The organism is Streptomyces lonarensis, assembly GCF_012033735.1.
In the GTDB taxonomy this organism is placed as follows: Bacteria; Actinomycetota; Actinomycetes; order Streptomycetales; family Streptomycetaceae; genus Streptomyces; species Streptomyces lonarensis.
In genome coordinates, this window is sequence record NZ_JAAVJD010000013.1 from 1 (window position 1) to 17,796 (window position 17,796).

General features: G+C 70.7%; 14 protein-coding genes, 1 tRNA gene and 3 pseudogenes. 6 read left to right on the forward strand and 12 right to left on the reverse strand.

Annotated elements, in window-relative coordinates:
- Positions 1–175: 175 nt before the first annotated feature.
- Positions 176–1,831 (reverse strand): extracellular solute-binding protein, encoded by a 1,656-nt coding sequence (locus HCN56_RS03630; RefSeq protein ID WP_209312311.1) that lies wholly within the window; start codon positions 1,829–1,831, stop codon positions 176–178.
- A 734-nt stretch (positions 1,832–2,565) separates the two neighbouring features.
- Between HCN56_RS03630 and HCN56_RS03635 the strand changes: the two genes are divergently transcribed.
- Positions 2,566–5,784 (forward strand): glycoside hydrolase family 3 C-terminal domain-containing protein, encoded by a 3,219-nt coding sequence (locus HCN56_RS03635; RefSeq protein WP_167968000.1) that lies wholly within the window; start codon positions 2,566–2,568, stop codon positions 5,782–5,784.
- A gap of 122 nt (positions 5,785–5,906) precedes the next feature.
- Here the strand turns inward: HCN56_RS03635 and HCN56_RS03640 are convergent, their stop codons facing one another.
- Positions 5,907–6,581, reverse strand: coding sequence for a histone deacetylase (locus HCN56_RS03640; RefSeq protein WP_167968001.1), 675 nt, complete (start codon positions 6,579–6,581; stop codon positions 5,907–5,909).
- A 103-nt stretch (positions 6,582–6,684) separates the two neighbouring features.
- Here HCN56_RS03640 and HCN56_RS03645 point away from each other — a divergent pair.
- A tRNA-Thr gene (locus HCN56_RS03645) sits at positions 6,685–6,758 on the forward strand.
- 127 nt (positions 6,759–6,885) lie between these two features.
- Here HCN56_RS03645 and HCN56_RS03650 read toward each other — a convergent pair.
- Positions 6,886–7,170, reverse strand: coding sequence for an integrase (locus tag HCN56_RS03650; protein WP_245245878.1), 285 nt, complete (start codon positions 7,168–7,170; stop codon positions 6,886–6,888).
- Positions 7,171–7,182: 12 nt separating this feature from the next.
- Here HCN56_RS03650 and HCN56_RS03655 point away from each other — a divergent pair.
- Together HCN56_RS03655 and HCN56_RS26105 are read left to right on the forward strand one after the other, a co-directional pair.
- A pseudogene (locus HCN56_RS03655) lies at positions 7,183–7,473 on the forward strand (IS630 family transposase); the annotation flags it as partial.
- Between the two features lie 7 nt (positions 7,474–7,480).
- Positions 7,481–7,678: pseudogene (locus HCN56_RS26105) on the forward strand (mobilization protein); the annotation flags it as partial.
- Between the two features lie 42 nt (positions 7,679–7,720).
- Here the strand turns inward: HCN56_RS26105 and HCN56_RS03665 are convergent.
- The 8 genes and pseudogenes from HCN56_RS03665 to HCN56_RS03695 all read right to left on the reverse strand — a co-directional run bounded on the left by HCN56_RS03665 (position 7,721) and on the right by HCN56_RS03695 (position 14,896).
- Complete coding sequence (locus HCN56_RS03665) at positions 7,721–8,395, reverse strand: hypothetical protein (protein ID WP_167968002.1); 675 nt, start codon at positions 8,393–8,395, stop codon at positions 7,721–7,723.
- A gap of 329 nt (positions 8,396–8,724) precedes the next feature.
- Positions 8,725–9,744, reverse strand: coding sequence for a glycosyltransferase (locus tag HCN56_RS27160; protein ID WP_167968003.1), 1,020 nt, complete (start codon positions 9,742–9,744; stop codon positions 8,725–8,727).
- The gene (gene serS / locus HCN56_RS03675) at positions 9,745–11,037 is read right to left on the reverse strand and encodes a serine--tRNA ligase (RefSeq protein ID WP_167968004.1); all 1,293 of its coding nucleotides are present in this window, start codon (positions 11,035–11,037) and stop codon (positions 9,745–9,747) included.
- A complete protein-coding gene (locus HCN56_RS27165; protein ID WP_312871032.1) occupies positions 11,030–11,365 on the reverse strand; it encodes a hypothetical protein in 336 nt (111 codons plus the stop codon). The genes serS and HCN56_RS27165 overlap by 8 nt, the downstream gene beginning before the upstream one ends.
- Positions 11,366–11,417: 52 nt before the next feature.
- Positions 11,418–11,744 (reverse strand): annotated as a pseudogene (locus tag HCN56_RS27170) (histidine phosphatase family protein); the annotation flags it as partial.
- The gene (locus tag HCN56_RS03685) at positions 11,741–12,673 is read right to left on the reverse strand and encodes an aminoglycoside phosphotransferase family protein (RefSeq protein WP_167968005.1); all 933 of its coding nucleotides are present in this window, start codon (positions 12,671–12,673) and stop codon (positions 11,741–11,743) included. The gene HCN56_RS03685 and the pseudogene HCN56_RS27170, both read right to left, overlap by 4 nt.
- A complete protein-coding gene (locus HCN56_RS03690; RefSeq protein ID WP_167968006.1) occupies positions 12,673–13,923 on the reverse strand; it encodes a methionine adenosyltransferase in 1,251 nt (416 codons plus the stop codon). Before HCN56_RS03690 ends, HCN56_RS03685 begins: the two co-directional genes overlap by 1 nt.
- 79 nt (positions 13,924–14,002) lie before the next feature.
- On the reverse strand, positions 14,003–14,896 hold the full coding sequence (locus HCN56_RS03695; RefSeq protein ID WP_167968007.1) for an aminoglycoside phosphotransferase family protein: 894 nt from the start codon (positions 14,894–14,896) through the stop codon (positions 14,003–14,005).
- A 191-nt stretch (positions 14,897–15,087) separates the two neighbouring features.
- Here HCN56_RS03695 and HCN56_RS03700 point away from each other — a divergent pair, with 191 nt between their 5' ends.
- Both HCN56_RS03700 and HCN56_RS03705 read left to right on the forward strand, forming a co-directional pair.
- Positions 15,088–16,308, forward strand: a complete 1,221-nt coding sequence (locus tag HCN56_RS03700; RefSeq protein WP_167968008.1) for a helix-turn-helix domain-containing protein — start codon at positions 15,088–15,090, stop codon at positions 16,306–16,308.
- Positions 16,309–16,318: 10 nt separating this feature from the next.
- Positions 16,319–16,801, forward strand: a complete 483-nt coding sequence (locus tag HCN56_RS03705) for an NUDIX domain-containing protein (RefSeq protein ID WP_312871027.1) — start codon at positions 16,319–16,321, stop codon at positions 16,799–16,801.
- An 82-nt stretch (positions 16,802–16,883) separates the two neighbouring features.
- Here HCN56_RS03705 and HCN56_RS03710 read toward each other — a convergent pair.
- Positions 16,884–17,701, reverse strand: a protein-coding gene (locus HCN56_RS03710) for an IS5 family transposase (RefSeq protein ID WP_376770836.1) whose coding sequence is annotated in 2 segments (ribosomal slippage) — positions 16,884–17,359 and positions 17,359–17,701 — 819 coding nt in all. Because the reading frame shifts where the segments join, the coding sequence is not laid out codon by codon here.
- Between the last annotated feature and the right edge of the window lie 95 nt (positions 17,702–17,796).

A 17,796-nucleotide genomic window follows, 5' to 3' on the forward strand; every position in this document is an offset into this window, starting at 1 on the left:
GGCCGGGGCCGTCGGGCCGGCCGCCGGCACGGTGACCGGCGCCGTCGGTGCGGCGTCCCCGGCCCGGCCCGCGGGCTGCCCGCCGTTGGGCGGCTCCGGGCCGTCGCCGGCGGCATCGGTCGCGGGGTTCGGGCTCAACCTCAGCTCCTCCCGGTCGGTGCGGACGTGGCGCGGGTCAGTTTCCGGAGCCGTTGCTCTCCAGCAGCTCCTGGTACCAGTCGCGCAGCTCGTCGCCGCCGCTGTTCCGCCAGGTGGAGACGGCCTGTTCGAGGTCGGACACCTTCTTGCGGCCCCGGCGGATGTCCTTCTGCAGGTCGTCGAAGGGCGTGTAGAGCGTCGCGTACCGCTGCGGCTCCACCACCTGCATGCCGAAGAACAACGGCTGGCTGACGTGGGGCGCCTGCCGCGCCATCCACCCCGCGTAGTCCTCCACCAGCTGCGGCTCGTCGGGGAAGGCGACGGTGTGCGGCGGCGAGGCGAGGAAGACCAGCGTCGCCGGCTGCGCCTCCTGCAACCCCTGCTCGCTGAAGTCCGGCACGCCGTCCGACAGTTCGTGGTGGACACCCTCGACGCCGTAGTAGGTGAGCATGAACTCCCGGGTGCCGTACGGCGCGGCGGCGAAGTCCGCGGCGGCCAGCAGCTCCCGGATCTTCTCCTCCGGCAGGTCCTTGTTGAGGAAGGTGAAGATCGACGCCGCCGGGTCCTGCCACAGCCGGGGCGCGCCGCCGTCGTGGAAGAAGTAGTCCACGGGCTGCATGTCGAAGTCGTCGCCCTGCTCGCTGACCATGCCCTTCCAGCCGCCGGTGCCGTCGTTGTACATCAGCACCTGGCCGCCGGTGAACCGCATCTTGGCGTCGGCGTCCTTGTTGGCCTCGGCGTCCGGATGCACGTACTTCTGGTCGTGCAGCTTGCGGGCGAACGCCAGCGCCTCCCGGTACTCCTCGGTCTCGATCTTGTGCACCAGCCGGCCGCCCTCCTCCCGCCAGTAGGAGGGGGCGTCCGGCAGCACGCCGAAGATCTTCTGGATGCCGGTCCACAGGTCGTCGAACGCCCAGCGGCCGGCCCGCGCGTCGGTGTACTCCGCGCCGAACGCGAGCAGGTCGTCCGCGCTCCCCGGCGGCGTACCGGTACCGACGATGTCGCGGCGGTAGAAGATCGCGTCGCCCAGCACCGGCGCCGGCATCGGCAACCCCCGCAGCGCGCCGCCGAAGACGCAGTACTGCCAGGCGGCGGTGGGGATGTTGGCGAGGTTGGGGTAGTCGCGGACCTTGCTGCCGGCGAGGTACGGCGCGAGGTCGGCGAACCGGGAGGTGATCGCGTTGCGGATCTGCCCCTGCATGTTCCACCCGGGGATGGTCACCGCGTCCGGAATGTCCGAGCCGGCGAGGACCGCGCCGATCTTCTCCTGGTAGGTGTTGCCGTCCTGCGGGTCGAACGTCAGCGTCGAGCCCAACGCCTCGTTGACCGCGGTGTAGTAGTCGTTCTCCCGCCGCGGGACGGTGCCCCACAGCGGCGTCATGACGCGAAACGTCGCGCCGCTGCCCCGGGGTTCCGGCACGGAGGTCGCCAACGGGTCGGGCAGGTGGGTGAATCCCGGGCTGGAGCCGTCCACCCCGGCGAAGTCCGGCTCCACCAGGTCGGAGGGGATGTGTTCCGGCAGCAGGTCGCGCAGCGCCTTCCCCGCGGTGGCGCCCTCGCGGGAGGACGCCCCGCCGCCCCCGCCGCTGCCGCACGCGGTGAGCACCGACCCGGCGCCGGAGACGGCCAGCGCCGCCACCGCCGTCGAGGTCAGGAAGGTCCGGCGGCTGGGAGCGGAGGCTTTCGTCGTCATGGCGTCAACCCTTCGGGGGCGCGCCGGATCGGGACGGGGCGCGCGTGTCGGCTCGAACAGGAGAGCTGCGGCCCGGGGTGCACGAAGGCCGTTGAAGCGTTTCGACGGCGGAGGCGACGAGCCCCGCACGTTCAGCTGACGGCGCGCCATGGGAGCGATCCCATGCGGATCGCGCTCGAAGCGCTTCGATGTCGACGAAGGCTAGGTTGAGCCCTCCGCGGCGCACAAGAGCCGTGCAGCGTTATTCCGATCCTTCAACTGCGCGCCCTGGTAGCGGTGTTGGCACTCGTGCGGGCTTGCCCGTCGCGGCCCCCTTGACAGCGGGTGAGGACGGGCTCACGATCGAAGCGCTTCGACTCCGTTGTGCCGAGCGCCCCTTCGGGCCCGCGGCGCGGCGGCAGTGAGCGTCACGGCCGTGCGCGGCTCCGTCCCACCGCACCCCGCGCCGCTGCCGACCGCGCTCCCCCGTGGCCGGCACGGGCGGCGGGGGCTGTGCGGGAGGTGGAGGCTGTCCGGGCGGGAGGTGGAGGCCTGCCGCGACGCGGCCGGCCGGCGACCGAGGCGCGGTCGGTGGGCCACCGGGTCGCGGTCGGTGGGCCGACGGCCGGGGGATCGGCGGACGGCCGGTCCCGGGGGACAGTCGGTCCCGGCCGCACGATCGGACGACCGCGCACCACCGGGGCGTCACGCCCGGCCCCGCACTCCCACGCACCCGCCGCATGTGAGGACCGCCCGTGACCGACCACCGAGCACACGCCACACCCGGCGCGCACGGCGCACCGCTCGTTCCCGCCGGGCCCGGCAGCCCCGCCGGCGAGCCCGGAGGGCTCGCGCCCGGACACCCCGGCGCGGGACCCCCGGGCCCCCGACGCCCCACCACCGCGGAGCGCGTCGAGGAGCTGCTCGGCCGCCTCACCACCGACGAGCGCGTCGCCCTGCTGCACCAGTACGCCCCCGCCGTGGCGCGCGTCGGACTGGCCGCGTTCCGCACCGGGCAGGAGGCGCTCCACGGCGTCGCCTGGGCGGGCACCGCCACCGTCCTGCCGCAGGCCGTCGGGCTCGGCGCGACCTGGGACGCCGAACTTCTGCACCGCGCAGGGGAGATGGTCGGCACCGAGATCCGTGCCAAGCGACGCGATGACACCGCCGTCGGACTGAACGTGTGGTCCCCCACCGTCAACCTGCTGCGCCACCCGCTGTGGGGCCGCGGTGAGGAGGGCTACTCCGAGGACCCCGCACACACCGCGGCCATGGCCACCGCCTACACGCGCGGACTGCGCGGCGACCACCCCGAGTTCTGGCGCACCGCCCCCGTCCTCAAGCACTGGCTCGCCCACAACAACGAGACCCGGCGCGACACCACCTCCTCCTCCGTGCGCCCCCGCGTCCTGCACGAGTACGACCTGCGGGCGTTCCGCCGGCCGGTGCGGGCCGGAGCCGTCGCCGGCGTCATGCCCGCCTACAACCTGGTCAACGGCCGGCCCAACCACCTCTCGCCGCTGCTCGCAGGCGAGCTTCGGCGGTGGACCGAGCTGCCGCTGGTCGTCTGCTCCGACGCCGGCGCGCCCTCCAACCTCGTCGACTCCGAGCACTACCTCGCCACCCACGCCGAGGCCACCGCCGCCGCGCTGCGGGCCGGCGTCGACAGCTTCACCGACCACGGCGACGACCCGACGACCATGACCGCCCGGCTGCACCAGGCGCTCGACCTCGGCCTCATCGACCGCGGCGACATCGACACCGCCGTCCGGCGGCTGCTGCACATGCGCTTCCTGCTCGGTGAGTTCGACCCCGAGGACGACCCCTGGACGGCGGGCGGCGCCGTCGACCGCCCGGCCCACCGCGCGCTGGCCCGGGAAGCCGCGGAAAAGGCCGTCGTCCTGCTCCGCAACGACGGCCTGCTGCCGCTGACCGAGGCCCGCCAGATCGCCGTGGTCGGTCCGCTCGCCGACTCCTGCCGGCTGGACTGGTACAGCGGGACCCCGCCCTACGCGATCAGCCCGCTCGACGGCATCCGCGCCCGCTACGGCTCCGCCGCCGTCCGGCACCACGACGGCAACGACCGGATACGGCTGCGGACCACCACCGGCGGCCTCCACGTCCCCGACCCGGCCGACGTCACCGAACCGGCCACCCCCGGCAGCGCCGCCGCACCGCCGGAACCCACCCCCGGGACAACACCTGCCGATCCGACGCCCGCCGATTTGCCGCCCGCCGGCACGACGTCCGCCGAACCGCAACGCGTCGTCGAGGGCACCGCCGACGAGGCCACCGAACTCGTCGTCGACGACTGGGGCGACGGCGTCCTCACCCTGCGGCTGCCCGGCGGACCGTACCTCGCCGCCGGCGAGGACGGCGTGTTGCGCGCCTCGTCCCGCGAACCGGGCGGCTGGATCGTCCGCGAGACCTTCCGGCTGCTGCCCGTCCCGGGCGAGACCGTCCGGCCGGGACACGAGGCCGCCGAGCCGCAGCGGCTGCTCCACCACCTCGCCAGCGGCGGCCACCTGTGCCTCACGCCCGAGGGCGGCCGCGTCGCCACCCCGGACGGCACGCCGCTCGGCGTCGAGCAGGCCACCGTCCTCACCGTCGAGACCACGCTGGACGGGGTGGCCGCCGCTGCCACCGAAGCCGGCAACGCCGACACCGTGGTCGTCGTGACCGGCAACGACCCGCACGTCAACGGCCGCGAGACCGAGGACCGCACCACGCTGCGGCTGCCCGAGCACCAGCAGCGGCTGTGGCGTGCCGTGCACGACATCAACTCCCGCACCGTGCTGGTGCTCTGCTCCTCCTACCCGTACGCCGTGCCCGAGGCCGACGCCGCGCTCCCCGCGCTGCTGTGGACCGCGCACGGCGGACAGGAGGCCGGCTCGGCGCTGGCGCGCGTCCTCGCCGGCGACGTCTCCCCCGCCGGGCGGCTCCCCCAGACCTGGTACGCCCGCGACACCGACCTGCCCGACCTGCTGGACTACGACATCATCGGCTCGCGGCAGACCTACCTGTACAGCGAGGCGACGCCGCTGTACGCCTTCGGCCACGGGCTCTCCTACACCACCTTCCGCTACGGCACCCCGACCGTCACCCTGGCACCCGCCGGCACTGACCCCTCGCGTTCTCCCTCTGCCCCGGCTCCGGCCCCGGCCCCGGCCCCGGACGACCCGACCGGCGGCGCGCAGCTGCACATCAGCTGCGAGGTCACCAATACCGGCGGCCGGACGGCTGACGAGGTCGTGCAGTTCTACGGCCGGGCCCACGACCCCCATGTGCCGCGCCCCAAGCGCCAGTTGCTCGACTTCAGCCGTGTCCGCATCAAGGCCGGTGCCACGGTGCGGGTCAGCGCCACCGTGGAGTTGGCCGAGCTGGGCCACTGGGACACCGCGCGCCGCCGCTGGACGGTGACCGCCGGACGCTACGCGATCGACGTCGGCGCCGCCTCCGATGACATCCGCGCCACCACCACCCTGGACGTGCCCGGCGAGGCGCCGATCCCGCACCCGGCCGCCGTGCGCGGCCTGGCCGCCGCCGACTACGACGAGCAGTGGGGCACCGAGCTGGTGGACCTCAGCCGCACCGACGGCGACGCGGTCGCCCCGGCGGACCCCGGCGCACCGGGCCGGCTGCTCTTCCGGAACTGCGACATCGGCGCGGCGGCCGCCGTCACCGCCCGCGCCGCAGGTCGGGGCACCGTCACCGTCCAGCTGCTGCCGGCCGGGGACGGCGGGCTCTCGGCCCCCGCCGACGCCGGAGCCGCGCGGATCGTCTTCGACGACGCCTCCCCGGACCGGTACGTCTATCGCGAGCGGACGGCGCGGCTGCCCGGCGCGCAGGCGGGTGCGCCGGCACCGGGCGGCAGTGCCGACGCCCGGCGCGACGTGCTGCTCACCCTCGACGGGGGCCTGCGACTCGACCGCATTGCCCTGCACGCGGAGGAACCACCGGCGCGCAGGCCCTGAGCGGGGCCCGCGACCCGAGCACACGGCTCCCGCCCGGTGGGCCCATGCCACCCCGGGCGGGGCCCGACGCCCGCGCTCGCCCGCCGCCCGCCGCCCGGTCCCCCGGCCCGCTGGCCCGCCGGTCAGCTGCCCTCCGCCAGCGCGGCGACCGCGTCCGTGCGCCAGTGCCCGACCGCGCCGGGGCAGGCCACCAGGTACGCGGCAGCCCGTGCCACGCTCCAGCCGTGGGCGGCGATCAGCCCGGCCAGCAGGTGCCGCAGGTAAGCGGCGGACGGCGGGTTCCCCGGCACATCGCGCACGCCCCACGGCGCCGTGAACGTCAGCACCGGCAGGCCCTCCACCTCCCCGCCGCGCACCACCGTCTCGTACCGACCGTCCCCCGCTCGGGTACGGCCGGTGGCGACCGCCTCGGCCAGGTCGGGCTCCGGGCCGTCCCCGGGCAGGCGGTACATCTCCTGGGCGAGCAGGTCGAGGAACTGCTCGCGGGTGAGCAGGTACCCCCGCGCCGCGACACCCGCCGTCCCACCGCCGCCGGTGGGCTCGGCGTCGGGGTCGTAGAACGCACGGCCGCCGTGCCAGATCGGCGACTCGGTGGCGAAGTACACCGCGCCGGTCAGCGTCAACGGCACGGTCCCCGCCGGGGGTGACGCGTCCCGGAACCCGGGGTAGACCCGCGCCCCGCCCGGGTGCTCCCCACCCAGCCGATAGCGGTCGAAGCGCTCGACGTGCAGGTTCGACCCGTACGCCGCGTACCAGAGCCGGTCCCCGTCCCACCCCGCCGCTGCACCTGTCGCCACGGACTCCACCCCTCGCTCCCACCGGCCACGGGACGCCACCCGCCCCGCCCCCGGAGGCCCGCACGGACCACTCCGGGACGTGTGTAGACTTGCCCCGGAACACGCCGCCTTAGCTCAGTCGGCCAGAGCGACGCACTCGTAATGCGTAGGTCAAGGGTTCGATTCCCTTAGGCGGCTCCGGCAAAGGCCAGGTCACATAGCCCGTGACCTGGCCTTTTGTATTGCTCGGGCATGACGAGTCACACAGCCGGGGTGCCGCGAGATGGCTTGCGTGAGCGATGCGTGAGCGGGAGCGCCCAGTGCCCTACTTCCGAGGCTTCCTCGTCTTGCTCTCCGGCCTGGCCTTCTTCCCGGACTTGGGCTTCGCCTTGCCCTTGCCGGTCTTCTTCGCGGCCTTGCGGGCGGCCTTCTCTTTCTCCTTCTTCTCTTCCTCAATCTTGCGCTGGAGAGGGACCAGCTTGGCGGTGGCCTCGGCGGCGTTCCTGCCCACCTCGGGCAGGACACTCTGGTAGATGTCGCGCGTGATCCGGGTGTCGCTGTGCCCGAGGGTGTCGGAGACGATCTTCACGTCGACCCCGGCGGCGAGCATGAGGGTGGCCGCGCCATCCTCTGCGACAACTACTCACCGCACCTGACGACGAAGCGGTGCCGGCGAGTGGGGGCGTGGGCGGAAGCGAACAACGTGGAGATCGCCTACACCCCGACCAACAGCTCCTGGCTGAACCGAATAGAGGCCCAGTTCACCGCCCTGCGCTACTTCACCCTCGACGGGACCGACCACACCAGCCACAAAGAGCAGCGCAGCATGATCCGCCGCTACATCATCTGGCGAAACCGTCACGCCGCCGACGAACGCCTCCGTGAGATCATCGACAGGGCGAACGTTACCTGATGCGGCACTAGACACCGCCCGTCAGCCCGCCCGCGTCCTGACCACTCGCATCCAGCACACCAGCCGAAACCCTGTGCCCAACCGCCGGGCAGAGGCTGCTCGCCGACGCTCGACCATGACGTCTTCGGTGTCGGCTCACCTGAATCCACAACCTGCAGCGGCACCCACGGCACCCGCCGAACGACAGTTCGGACGGCGCCGATAGTCCCAGTCGGTCTGGCCGACGGCGACGCGAACGGCCAGCCCTTCAGGCACCCAGCTCCTCCTCCATTGCCATGGCCACGGCTGGCCAAGGTGCCTTCAGCTCGCCGAACAGCCGCCAGTAGCGGTACGACGCGCGAACCAGGGAACTGACGCCCAACCTCGCCGCACCAGGATCGACCGTTGCGATCACTCGGCGAGTGATTCCGCCTGCTCCTCGCGAGGCGGGACGGATGCCGTGCGCGAGGAGGAGAGTGGCGGTGCGGACGGCATCCAGGGTCGGTGGTGGGGCCAGGGATGCGAACCTGCCGAATATGAGATCCCTCCACCCCAACCGAGTCCGTGCCCAGGCCAGTCGCTCAAGACCGGTACCGAGGTCCACGGCCAGACGGGCAGGGTTGTCGGCGTTCCACAGGAGGACGATGTCACCGACAGGCAGGTCCAAGTGCTTGAAGCGAAGTGTGATGCCCTCGACTTGGCGGCGCTTCCAAGTGGTCAGTGTGCCGTGGACGCTGATGTGGCGCGCGTGGAAACCGAGTCGTGACAGCACGCTGAACCAGCCGTCCAAGATTCCTCCGTACTCGTCCATGTGCTGGATCGGCTGGACACGGGAGACGTTGACGAACGAGGTCAGGAACCCTGGCCGAAGATCACCCGATGCGTCGCGCTGTCCGGTGAAGCGGACAACAGGCTGAGGCAGGAAGCCGCTGCGGTAGGTCACCGGACGCCCGTCCTTGAGATAGGGATCGAGGGCTTGGACTGCTGAGATCGTCAACTCGGTCTCGCGGCCCCACTGAAGCGGCAGGCAGGTGTCCTGCGGGACGCCTAGCGCCGCGAAACCCGTCGTGAGCCCCGCCAGTAGTTCCTCCCACGACGGCGCCTGACGAGGCGGACGGTATGGGGAGCCTCTGTGTGCGTGCTCGATCTTGACCTGTCTGTCGGAGACGGTGAACTCCCAGTGGGCCCCGAGGATGCGCTGAAGGACCTCAGGTATGAGGACGCCTGAAGGAGGTGATGGCACGAACGGGCGTTCTCTGGGATGACTCGACATCACGGCCGGCTCGCCATCGCCCTGAAGTGGCGGGCCGGATCGAAGCGGTTCATCCCGATCTCCTGGACCACCGCGTACTTCAGGTCCTCAGCCCTTTCGATCGCCCGCGCGAGGAGTTCCGCTGCCGTCTCGTCGTCCACGGCAGGGTCGGCCACCGCAACCACGCCGGTCTGATCGCACAGAGCGGCTTGGGCGCATGTGCCCTCGCGCCAGGTGAGCGCGGCCACGGGGGTGCCGGCGCGGAGAGACTCGCCGAAGACCGCGGCGCCGGCCTCCACGTATGCACGGGCGTAGGTGTAGACGAAGACGGAGGCGTCGCGGATAACAGCCGTCTTGGCGGTGCCGCCGAGTTCACCGACCCACTTCACGTGGTCCGCGCTGAAGAGGCGTTGGTGGCGTCGTACGTACGCGTCGTCGAAGACGGGTCCGACGATCTGGATCCGGCGTCCGAGGATCTGGGCGGCTCGGACGGCGATGTGCGGGGCCTTTTCCTCGTCTATTCGGCCGAGCCATATGAGGTCGCTACCGGCGACAGCCGGCGGCTCCTCCTCGTCCAGGCCAAGGTGGACGGCGAGTTCGGGGATCGGCTGGTGGGCTGCGTACCGCTCGATCATCTCGGGCGAGTAGCAGTAGAGCCGTGACCGCTTGCCGTCGAAGGCCGTGTCCGTGTGCTGGAAGACGGGCGAATGCTGGAACGTGGCCATGTCGCAGTCCAGCTTGTTCCAGGTACGCGTCCAGGCCGGCAGCGACGGGTATTCGTGCCCGACGACCAGGAGGTCGTATCCGGCGCTGCGGAGCTCGCGCTCGGCGAGCGATCCGGGAGTGAGGTCCTCCAGGCGGACCGGCTTGCGGACCCAGTCGTGTTCCAGGTCCGTGAGCCAGCTCGGCCCGAGGAGGTGTACGTCGGCGCCTGCGGTTCGGGCGCCTACGGCGACCGCCCACAGCCATCGTTCGATCCCGCCGTATCCGGCGGGTGGAAAGGCGTAGCTACCGGGGAAGTCGCAGACGCCGACGAGCACTTATGCCTCCGGTGTTCCGTCCGCCGAGATCCGGCGGGAGCCGAGGTACGGGAAGAGAGATTCGGGGAGGACGAGCGAGCCGTCCTGCTGCTGGCACTGTTCGAGAAGCGCGGCCAGGGTGCGGCCGACGGGCAGGCCGGAGCCGTTGAGGGTGGCGACGAGCTTGGGCTTGCCGTCCTCGCCGCGGGTGCGGATGTTGGCTCGGCGGGCCTGGAAGGTGCCGAAGTTGGAGATCGAGGAGATCTCTCGGTAGGTGTTCTGGCTCGGGATCCAGACCTCGATGTCGTACGTGAGCTGGGCGGAGAAGCCGGTGTCGCCGGCGGCCAGCTTGACGACGCGGTAGGCGAGGCCGAGCTCCTTCAGGCACGCCTCGGCGTGCCCGACCATCGTCTCCAGCTCGGTGTCCGCGGTTTCCGGGTCGACGATCTTGACCATCTCGACCTTGGAGAACTGGTGCTGGCGGATCAGGCCGCGGGTGTCGCGTCCGTATGAGCCGGCCTCCGAGCGGAAGCACGGGGTGTGGGCCGTGAGGGCCAGGGGCAGCTCGGCGGGCGGGATGATCTCGTCGGCGTAGAGGTTGGTCAGTGGGACCTCGGCCGTCGGGATGAGGAACAGGTCGCGATCGGCGGCGCCGGTCTTGAACAGGTCCTCCTCGAACTTCGGCAGCTGGCCGGTGCCGGTCATCGTCTTGCGGGTCACCAGGTACGGGACACCGTGCTCGACGTAGCCGTGGCGGCGCGTGTGGATGTCGAGGAAGAGCGTGGCCAGAGCGCGCTCCAGGGCGGCGCCGGCGCCGCGGGAGACAGCGAAGCGCGAACCGGACAGCTTGGTGGCGCGGGCGAAGTCGAGGATGCCGGTGGCCTCGCCCAGGTCGACGTGGTCCTTCGGCTCGAACGAGAACGCCGGTGGGTTGCCGACGCGCCGGATCTCGACCGCGAACTCTTCCGAGTCGCCGTCCGGGGCCTCGTCGTCGGGGAGGTTCGGGATGGTCAGTAGGAGCTCGGTGAGCTCTTCCTGGACCTTCTCCTGCGCGGCCTCGATGTCGCGGATCTGGTCCTTCAGCTCGCGGGCGCGCTCCTTCAGCTTGGAGATGTCCCCACCCTGCTTGGCCGTCTGCTGGACCTCGCTCGCCACTCGCTTGGACTCCGCCCGCAGCTCGTCGGCCGAGCGGATGCTCTGGTTGCGCCGGGACTGGAGGTCTTCCAGCCGGGACAGGTCCAGGGAGTAACCGCGACGAGCGAGCCGACGTACCGCTTCGGCACCCATTTCAATCAGGGCGCGGGCATCATGCATGAGGAAGATCCTTCTTATCCGGCGAGTGGGATGGGGATACCGCATCGACGGTAGCAACCGCCGGCCCCTCACCGATCCGCAATATCGACGCGTCACCATCGGCGGTGATCTCGCGCAGAGTGGCCGATTCAAGATCATCCATGAGCTCCGTGACCAAGAGGGAAAGATCGTCGTCGCCGATGGCGAGCGGCTCGATGTAGGGAGCCTCGGGGAAGAACAGCGGCATGGACTCGCCGGCCGCGCGATCTCCATGCCAGTGGAGGACGGAAACCAGCAGGCCGTGCCCGACCAGGACGCGGGGCCCTGGGTGCTCCAGAGCGGCGAGCACGCCGGTGAGCAGCCTGCGGATGCCCGTGCTGCGACTCCGCGGCGCCCGGCGGGCGCCGACGCGGACCGTGCTCGTCGAGCCAGGCCGCGTAGTCGAGGAAGGGCTTGCCCTCACACTCCCCGTAGTCGAGTTCGTTCAGCCGGGCGTCGACAACCAGCTCGGGCGAGGGGACGCCCATGAGGAGCGAGGCGGTCTGCCGAGCCCGTGGAAATTCGCTGTTCAGCCAGGTGGTTACGGAATGGAGGGGGAGGACGTTCCACGCACGGCTGAGCGACTGTCGGCCTTCGTCGGTCAGGAGGATCTGCTTGGCCGGGTCGCCGTTGACGAGGTACCGCTTGCTGTAGTCGGTCTGGCCATGGCGAAGGACGTACGTCGTCACGATCCGCTCCGAGGGGTTGTCGCTGTCGCCAGAAGCTCGCTGAGCACGGTGGCCATGTGCGTCGCGCGTGGGTCGCCGGACTCCACGTAGAAGAGGAGGCCGTGGACCGCCAGGAGTCGGCACCAGGGTGCGAGCACGGGGACGGGGACCCGGGACGTACGTGAGGCGATGGCCAGCCGTGCGGTCGTCCCGCGTCCGAGCTCGTAGTAGACGGTCCAGAACGCCCAGTCAAACGCGGGGTCGCCCAGCACGGGGAGCGGATCGATCAGCCGGGGGTGCCCCCGCCAGTCGAACAGCACGTTCTCCCGGTACAGGTCGGTGTGCAGCACCGTCGCTCGGCGGGAGCCCTCCTCCAGATCGGCGACGGCAGCGAACCCTGCTTCGACGAGGGGCTGCCAGCCGCCAAGGTCGAGTTCGCGCATCCGTCGCTCGATCTGCGGACGGACGTCGTGGGCGAGGTGGTCGGTGAGGAGTGGAAGCTGCTTTGACCGGAGTCTGTGGCGCCCCAAGGTGTGGAGCCCGTGGACGGCCGCCGCCACCATTTGCAACTCCCGTCGCGGCCGATCCGCGCCGCCGGGTTGCCCGCCGATGAGTTCGAGCGCGGCCACGGCCAGGTCGTCCGCGGCCTCCATGACCTCCGCCGTCGGGCCACGGGCCCAGAGCCGTAAAGCTTCCACCTCGTGGCGAAAACGAGATGGATCAACCCATGCTTTGAGGAGTAGCGGACGCCCGTCGGGACGGGCCGCGGTCGCGATCACCGAGGCGTGGCCGGCGTCGTGGTACGCCACGAGCGCCAGCTTCCACCTCCCTGCCGCACGTGCCAGCAGCCCCGGGACGGCGTCGAGCCACGGCTTGACCGCGGGCCCGTAGTGCGCGAGCAGCCGTTGCCTGCACCCCGCGGGGGTCTCTCCGAGCGTCCGCTTCGTCATCAGCTCAGCTCGATCCCGTCCGAGACGAGCTCATCGGTCAGGGCGGGGAACTCGCCCAGGACCTCGGCGACGAGGGCCTGCACTTTGTCGATCTCGGCGTCCGGGGCGGAGAGGCGGACGAGGATGCGCCAGGGTTCGTCCAGACGCTGGCCGGTGGTACTGACCAGATGCACTTCCGCGTGCCCGTCGGTGGTCTCGTGCAGGCGGTGGGCCAGGCGCTGCGCGGCGATGTTGTAGAGCTTGCCGACGTGGTAGACAGGGTTCTTGCCGTTGGCGCCCTCCAAGTTCATCGGACGTAGCGGCGTGATCAGACCGTTGACTCGGTTGCCGCGCCCGACGACGCCCTCGTCCCCCGACTCGATCGAGCTACCGGTATAGGTCAGGTACAGCTCGTCCTTCTCCGGGACGTCGCGGGCGTTGAGCCGGAAGCGCGCCTGGGCGCCCGGCAGCCGAAGGCCGGCCAGCCGGTGGCACTCGGCCAGGACGGACTCCTTGTTGCGGATGTACTCCGCCCGGCTGGCCACGTGCCGCGACTTCTGAGGCACGCACAGGACGATGTCGGCCTCGTGGCTGTCCCAGAAGCCCATGAGCTTGACGTCGGATCCGCACCAGGCGTGGGAGAGGGTGAACTCGCTCTCGCCGGAGAAGTGGTTCACCAGGTCGCGGACGAACGACTCGAAGGCGTTCTCGGGGGCCCAGCCGGTCCCCAGCGACGTGTCGTTCGAGAGCCGCACACGGCGCTCACGGAGGTCGTCGACGGAGCGGGGGTTGAACCAGCGCGTGCGGTCGGGAGTCCCGTCGCCGGTGAGGACCGCCCCCGGGCTGGAGTTGCTGGTGATGTTGAAGACGATGTCGAGGTGGTCCGACACCTCGGGAAGCCGCTCGGCGAAGAACGCCCGCACCTCGGCCTCGACGATCTCCTCGGCCGGGATCGTCTCGCCCCCGCACATCGGCGCCGCGCGGCCGTTGACCAGGACACGGACCGGGGCGGTCATCTCGCCTGCCCCGTAACGGACTTCACTGGCGCCGCCGAGGAGAGCGAGCTTGTCGAAGTTGTGGTGCAGTACGGCACCGAAGCGCGCGACGGTGTGGTGGCTGTAGGCGCGGGACAGCCGCTCGGCGAGGTGATCGGCGAGGGTGTCCGGGTGGCCGAGGCCCTTCCGCTCGACGATGGTCGTCGCGTCCGGTGTGGCCATGGCGGTGTCGATGACGAGGTGGCTGTTGCCGATGATCGTGCTCGTACGAGGCATCACGAACTCCCGTTCAGGGATGGGAAGAAGGGGATGAGCGCAGGCGTCAGCACGCCTGGACGAGCGGTGCGGTCGAGATTCAGCGAGGGACTCCGGCAGCGCGGAGATGCGCCACGATCGCTGCGAGCGACTGGTACGCGGAAACGGCTCGTTCTTCAGCGGTGAGGCGGACGATGTCGTGGGTCGTGACGAGGTCGATGTCCTGGGTCCGGCGGCGATCGAGCCAGAGGAGCAGACGCCAGGCGAGCACCGGCCCGCAGAACGGCAAGCGGTCCGCGAGCTCGACTGGAATGTGGGCCGGTACTACGTCCTCGTACAGCAGGTCCCGTACGAGGTGGAAGACGACATCGGTGTAGTCGAGAACGGCCGGGCCGCAGGCGCTCGCTTCCCAGTCGACGACGTGCAGGTGCTCTCCGTCGACGAGGAGGTGCTCGGGCTTGAGATCGCCATGTAGGTGGACGGTTGGGTGGGCGTCGATCGTTGGGAGGGCCTCCCGCAACACGGCCCACCAGGGCAGCCACCGGCAGCGGGCCGAGAACTGATCCAGCAGGAAATGGCTCGCGGAAACAGGGCTGCCGGCCCGTGCCGCCCAGCCGGGGCCAGGAGTGGCGCCGGCAGTGGGCCGGTGAAGCATGCCGCTCACCGCCACGACGTGACCGATGTAGTCCTCCGTCGCCTTGCGGCTGGCCACCGAGCATGGCGTCCCGTGCACCGCCCGGAACACTGTCCAGGACCCGGCCTCGTCGCATCCCGTCGCCTGAACGGTCGGAACCGAGATGCCGCGCAGGGCAGCACGCTGGACCGTGGCGGCCTCCCGTCGACGTCGGCCCTCGGGGTCGATGCCGACGTAGACCTTCAGTACGGCACTGCCGTCCGTGGCGAACCGCGTTCTGGAGTACGGCTTGCGGACTGCCACGCCGAACGGCCCCAGCCCTTGTCCGCCCCATGGCTCCGCCGTCTTCGTGCTGCGCATCCTCCACACACCTCCGTCCCGGTCGAGAAGCAGAACCGATCGCCAATGCCCGCTGGAATGAGGGGAGTTACCACCATCGCCCTGCGGCTTTCTCGGTCTGCTGCGACAGTAGGCGCGGCGCCCCGCAGCACCCCGGAAAAACCTTCCGGGGTCGATTCCGGCCACGAGGTGATGCTCAGGACATGCGAGGGATGACAGAGAACCTGACCATCGGCGAACGCGTTGCCTGGTACCGGCGCCGACGTGGACTTTCCCAAGAGGTCCTGGCCGGCCTCGTCGGCCGCACCACGGACTGGCTGAGCAAAGCGGAGAACAACCGGATCGAGCTCGACCGCCTCTCGGTGATCACTTCACTCGCCGAGGCTCTCGACGTCTCGCTCGGGGATCTCCTCGCCGAGCCGACGCTCCTGGAGTGGTCGAGTGACAGCGGTCGCCGTACGGTACCCGCTCTGCGGGATGCGCTCATGGACTACAAGCAGCTCACGCCCCTGCTGGGGCTCCCACCCGACGACGAACCGCCGACCCTGGAAGGCTTGCGGGACGCAGTGAAGGAAGTCCTCGACGCCTACCAGGTGTCTCAGTACGGCTTCGCGACCCGACGGCTCCCCCTCGTCCTCGCCGACGCCCTCGCGGCCTCCCGCTCGTATTTAGGGCGTGAAGGGGAGGAGGCCCATGCCGAACTCGCCTTGGCCTACCACGGTGCGGCCATGGTGCTGGGCAAGGTCGGGGAGTCGGAACTGGCGTGGATCGCCGCCGACCGGGGCCTGGCGGCAGCGCAACGGAGCGGCCAGAGCACGGTGACGGGCTCGCTCTTCCGGGCGGTCACGCACTGCCTGATGGCCACTGGCCGCTTCACCGCGGCGATCCAGCTGGTCAACGATGCGGCGGCCGTCATGCAGCCCGGCCTGGGCACCGCGAACGACGAATACCTCTCGGTCTACGGCACGCTCTTCCTCGCCGGCGCCATGGCGGCCGCCCGAGCGGAGGACCGTACGACCACCCAGGCCTTCTTCCGCGAAGCGGATGAGGTCGCACAGCGACTGGGTGCCGACGCGAACCACCTCTGGACGGCCTTCGGCCCGACCAACGTGGCCATTCACTGCGTCGCCACCGCCGGAGAACTCGGTGACAGCCAGATCGCGGCCGATCTCGGGCAGCGCATCGACACCAGCGGCTTGCCTGTCGAACGGCGCGTGAGGCACAGCCTGGAAGTCGCCCGAGCCCTCAGTGCCTGGAACCGGACCGACGAGGCCCTGGCCACTCTGCTGGACGCCGAGCGAGCCGCACCCGAGCAGGTGCGCCACCATTACCTGAGCCGCGAACTGGTCATCGGCTGGATCCGCGGCACCCGAGGCCGCCCGTCCCAACCAGTGGCCGACCTGGCTCGTCGGCTCGGCGTGGTCGGCGGTTAGAGTCCGTTCCGTGACCGAGAACGAGCACGAAGCGAAGATGGCCCACCCGCGCATGGCCGCCGGCGCGCTCTTCTTCGACGACGCCGACCGGGTCCTGCTCGTCGAACCCTCGTACAAGGACTATCGGGATATCCCCGGCGGGTACGTCGAGACGGGGGAGTCACCCCTGCAAGCCTGCGTGCGTGAGGTCCAGGAGGAGCTCGGTATCAAGCCCGCGATCGGCCGTCTGCTCGTCGTGGACTGGGCGCCGAACCCGGGGGAGGGCGACAAGGTGCTCTACCTCTTCGACGGGGGGCGCCTCACCGCGGACGAGTGCCGGCACATCGAGCTTCAGGCCGACGAGCTTCGCGGTTACGCCTTCCACGACTCCCGAGAGCTGCCGGACCTCACGATCCCTCGCCTCGTGCGCCGCATCACTGCGGGCATTGAGGTCCGTGCCAACGGGGCGACTGCCTACCTGGAGTGTGGAGCGGCGCCGGAGGCGGCCGCGTAGCGAGGGAGCGTCGGGGCTGCCTCGTCAGGCAGGTCTGCCTGACACGCCGCTCGCCCATTGCCTGACGTGCTAAGAGGTTGTCTCACGTGGTGAGTTTCGTGAGTTTCTTGTAGCAGGTCAGCGTGGCGGCCAGGCCGAGGAAGGCGAGAGAGTGGGAGCCCTTTCGCTCGTATCGGACGGTGAGCCGTCGGTAGCCGAAGAGCCAGGCGATCGATCTCTCGATCTTCCAGCGGTGCCGGCCGAGACGTTCGCCGGACTCGATTCCCGGCCTGGCGATGCGCGGGACAAGTCCCCGTTCACGCAGCCAGGAGAGGTGGTCAGCAGAGAAGTACGCCTTGTCGGCCCGGAGCTTGACCGGGCGGCGCCGACGAGGTCCGCGCCTGGAGCGGATGGCGGGTATCGCGCGGATCAGCGGCTTGAGGGCGAGGCTGTCGTGCATGTTCGCGCCGGACACGGCCACGGCGAGCGGAAGGCCCTGGGCCTCGGACAACACGTGCAGCTTGCTGCCCTTCTTGCCGCGATCGACCGGGTTCGGCCCGGTCAGCGAGCCCCCCTTCTCGCCCGCACCGACGCGGCGTCCACGATCACCGAGGTCCAGTCGATCTCACCCCGGGCGCCAAGTTCGTCCAGGACCGCCCGGTGCAACCGGCGCCACAGTCCCGCCTCGGTCCACGCGGTGAACCGCCGGTGCGCCGTAGCGGGCGACACCCCGAACGTCTCCGGCAGATACCGCCAGGCACACCCACTGGTCAGCACGTACACCACAGCCGCGAACACGGCGCGCTCGTCCAGCGGCGCCGTCCCACCGCCCTGCGGACGAGAGTTGAACGACGGCAGCAACGGGGCAACCAGTTCCCACAGACCGTCAGGAACCAGCCGCTGCGACAGATCGACACTCACGAAGAGACATCATGCCGCAGCTCCCAACACCACCACGTGAGACAACCTCTAAGGCCCGCAGCCTCTCGGCCGAATCCCCCCGCTGCGAATCGACG

Coding starts and splice junctions, on each gene's coding strand:
- HCN56_RS03630 (WP_209312311.1), bottom strand. CDS start 1,831: ATGACGACGAAAGCCTCCGCTCCCAGCCGCCGGACCTTCCTGACCTCG.
- HCN56_RS03650 (WP_245245878.1), bottom strand. CDS start 7,170: ATGCTCGCCGCCGGGGTCGACGTGAAGATCGTCTCCGACACCCTCGGG.
- serS (WP_167968004.1), bottom strand. CDS start 11,037: ATGCATGATGCCCGCGCCCTGATTGAAATGGGTGCCGAAGCGGTACGT.
- HCN56_RS03685 (WP_167968005.1), bottom strand. CDS start 12,673: ATGACGAAGCGGACGCTCGGAGAGACCCCCGCGGGGTGCAGGCAACGG.
- HCN56_RS03690 (WP_167968006.1), bottom strand. CDS start 13,923: ATGCCTCGTACGAGCACGATCATCGGCAACAGCCACCTCGTCATCGAC.
- HCN56_RS03695 (WP_167968007.1), bottom strand. CDS start 14,896: ATGCGCAGCACGAAGACGGCGGAGCCATGGGGCGGACAAGGGCTGGGG.
- HCN56_RS03700 (WP_167968008.1), top strand. CDS start 15,088: ATGACAGAGAACCTGACCATCGGCGAACGCGTTGCCTGGTACCGGCGC.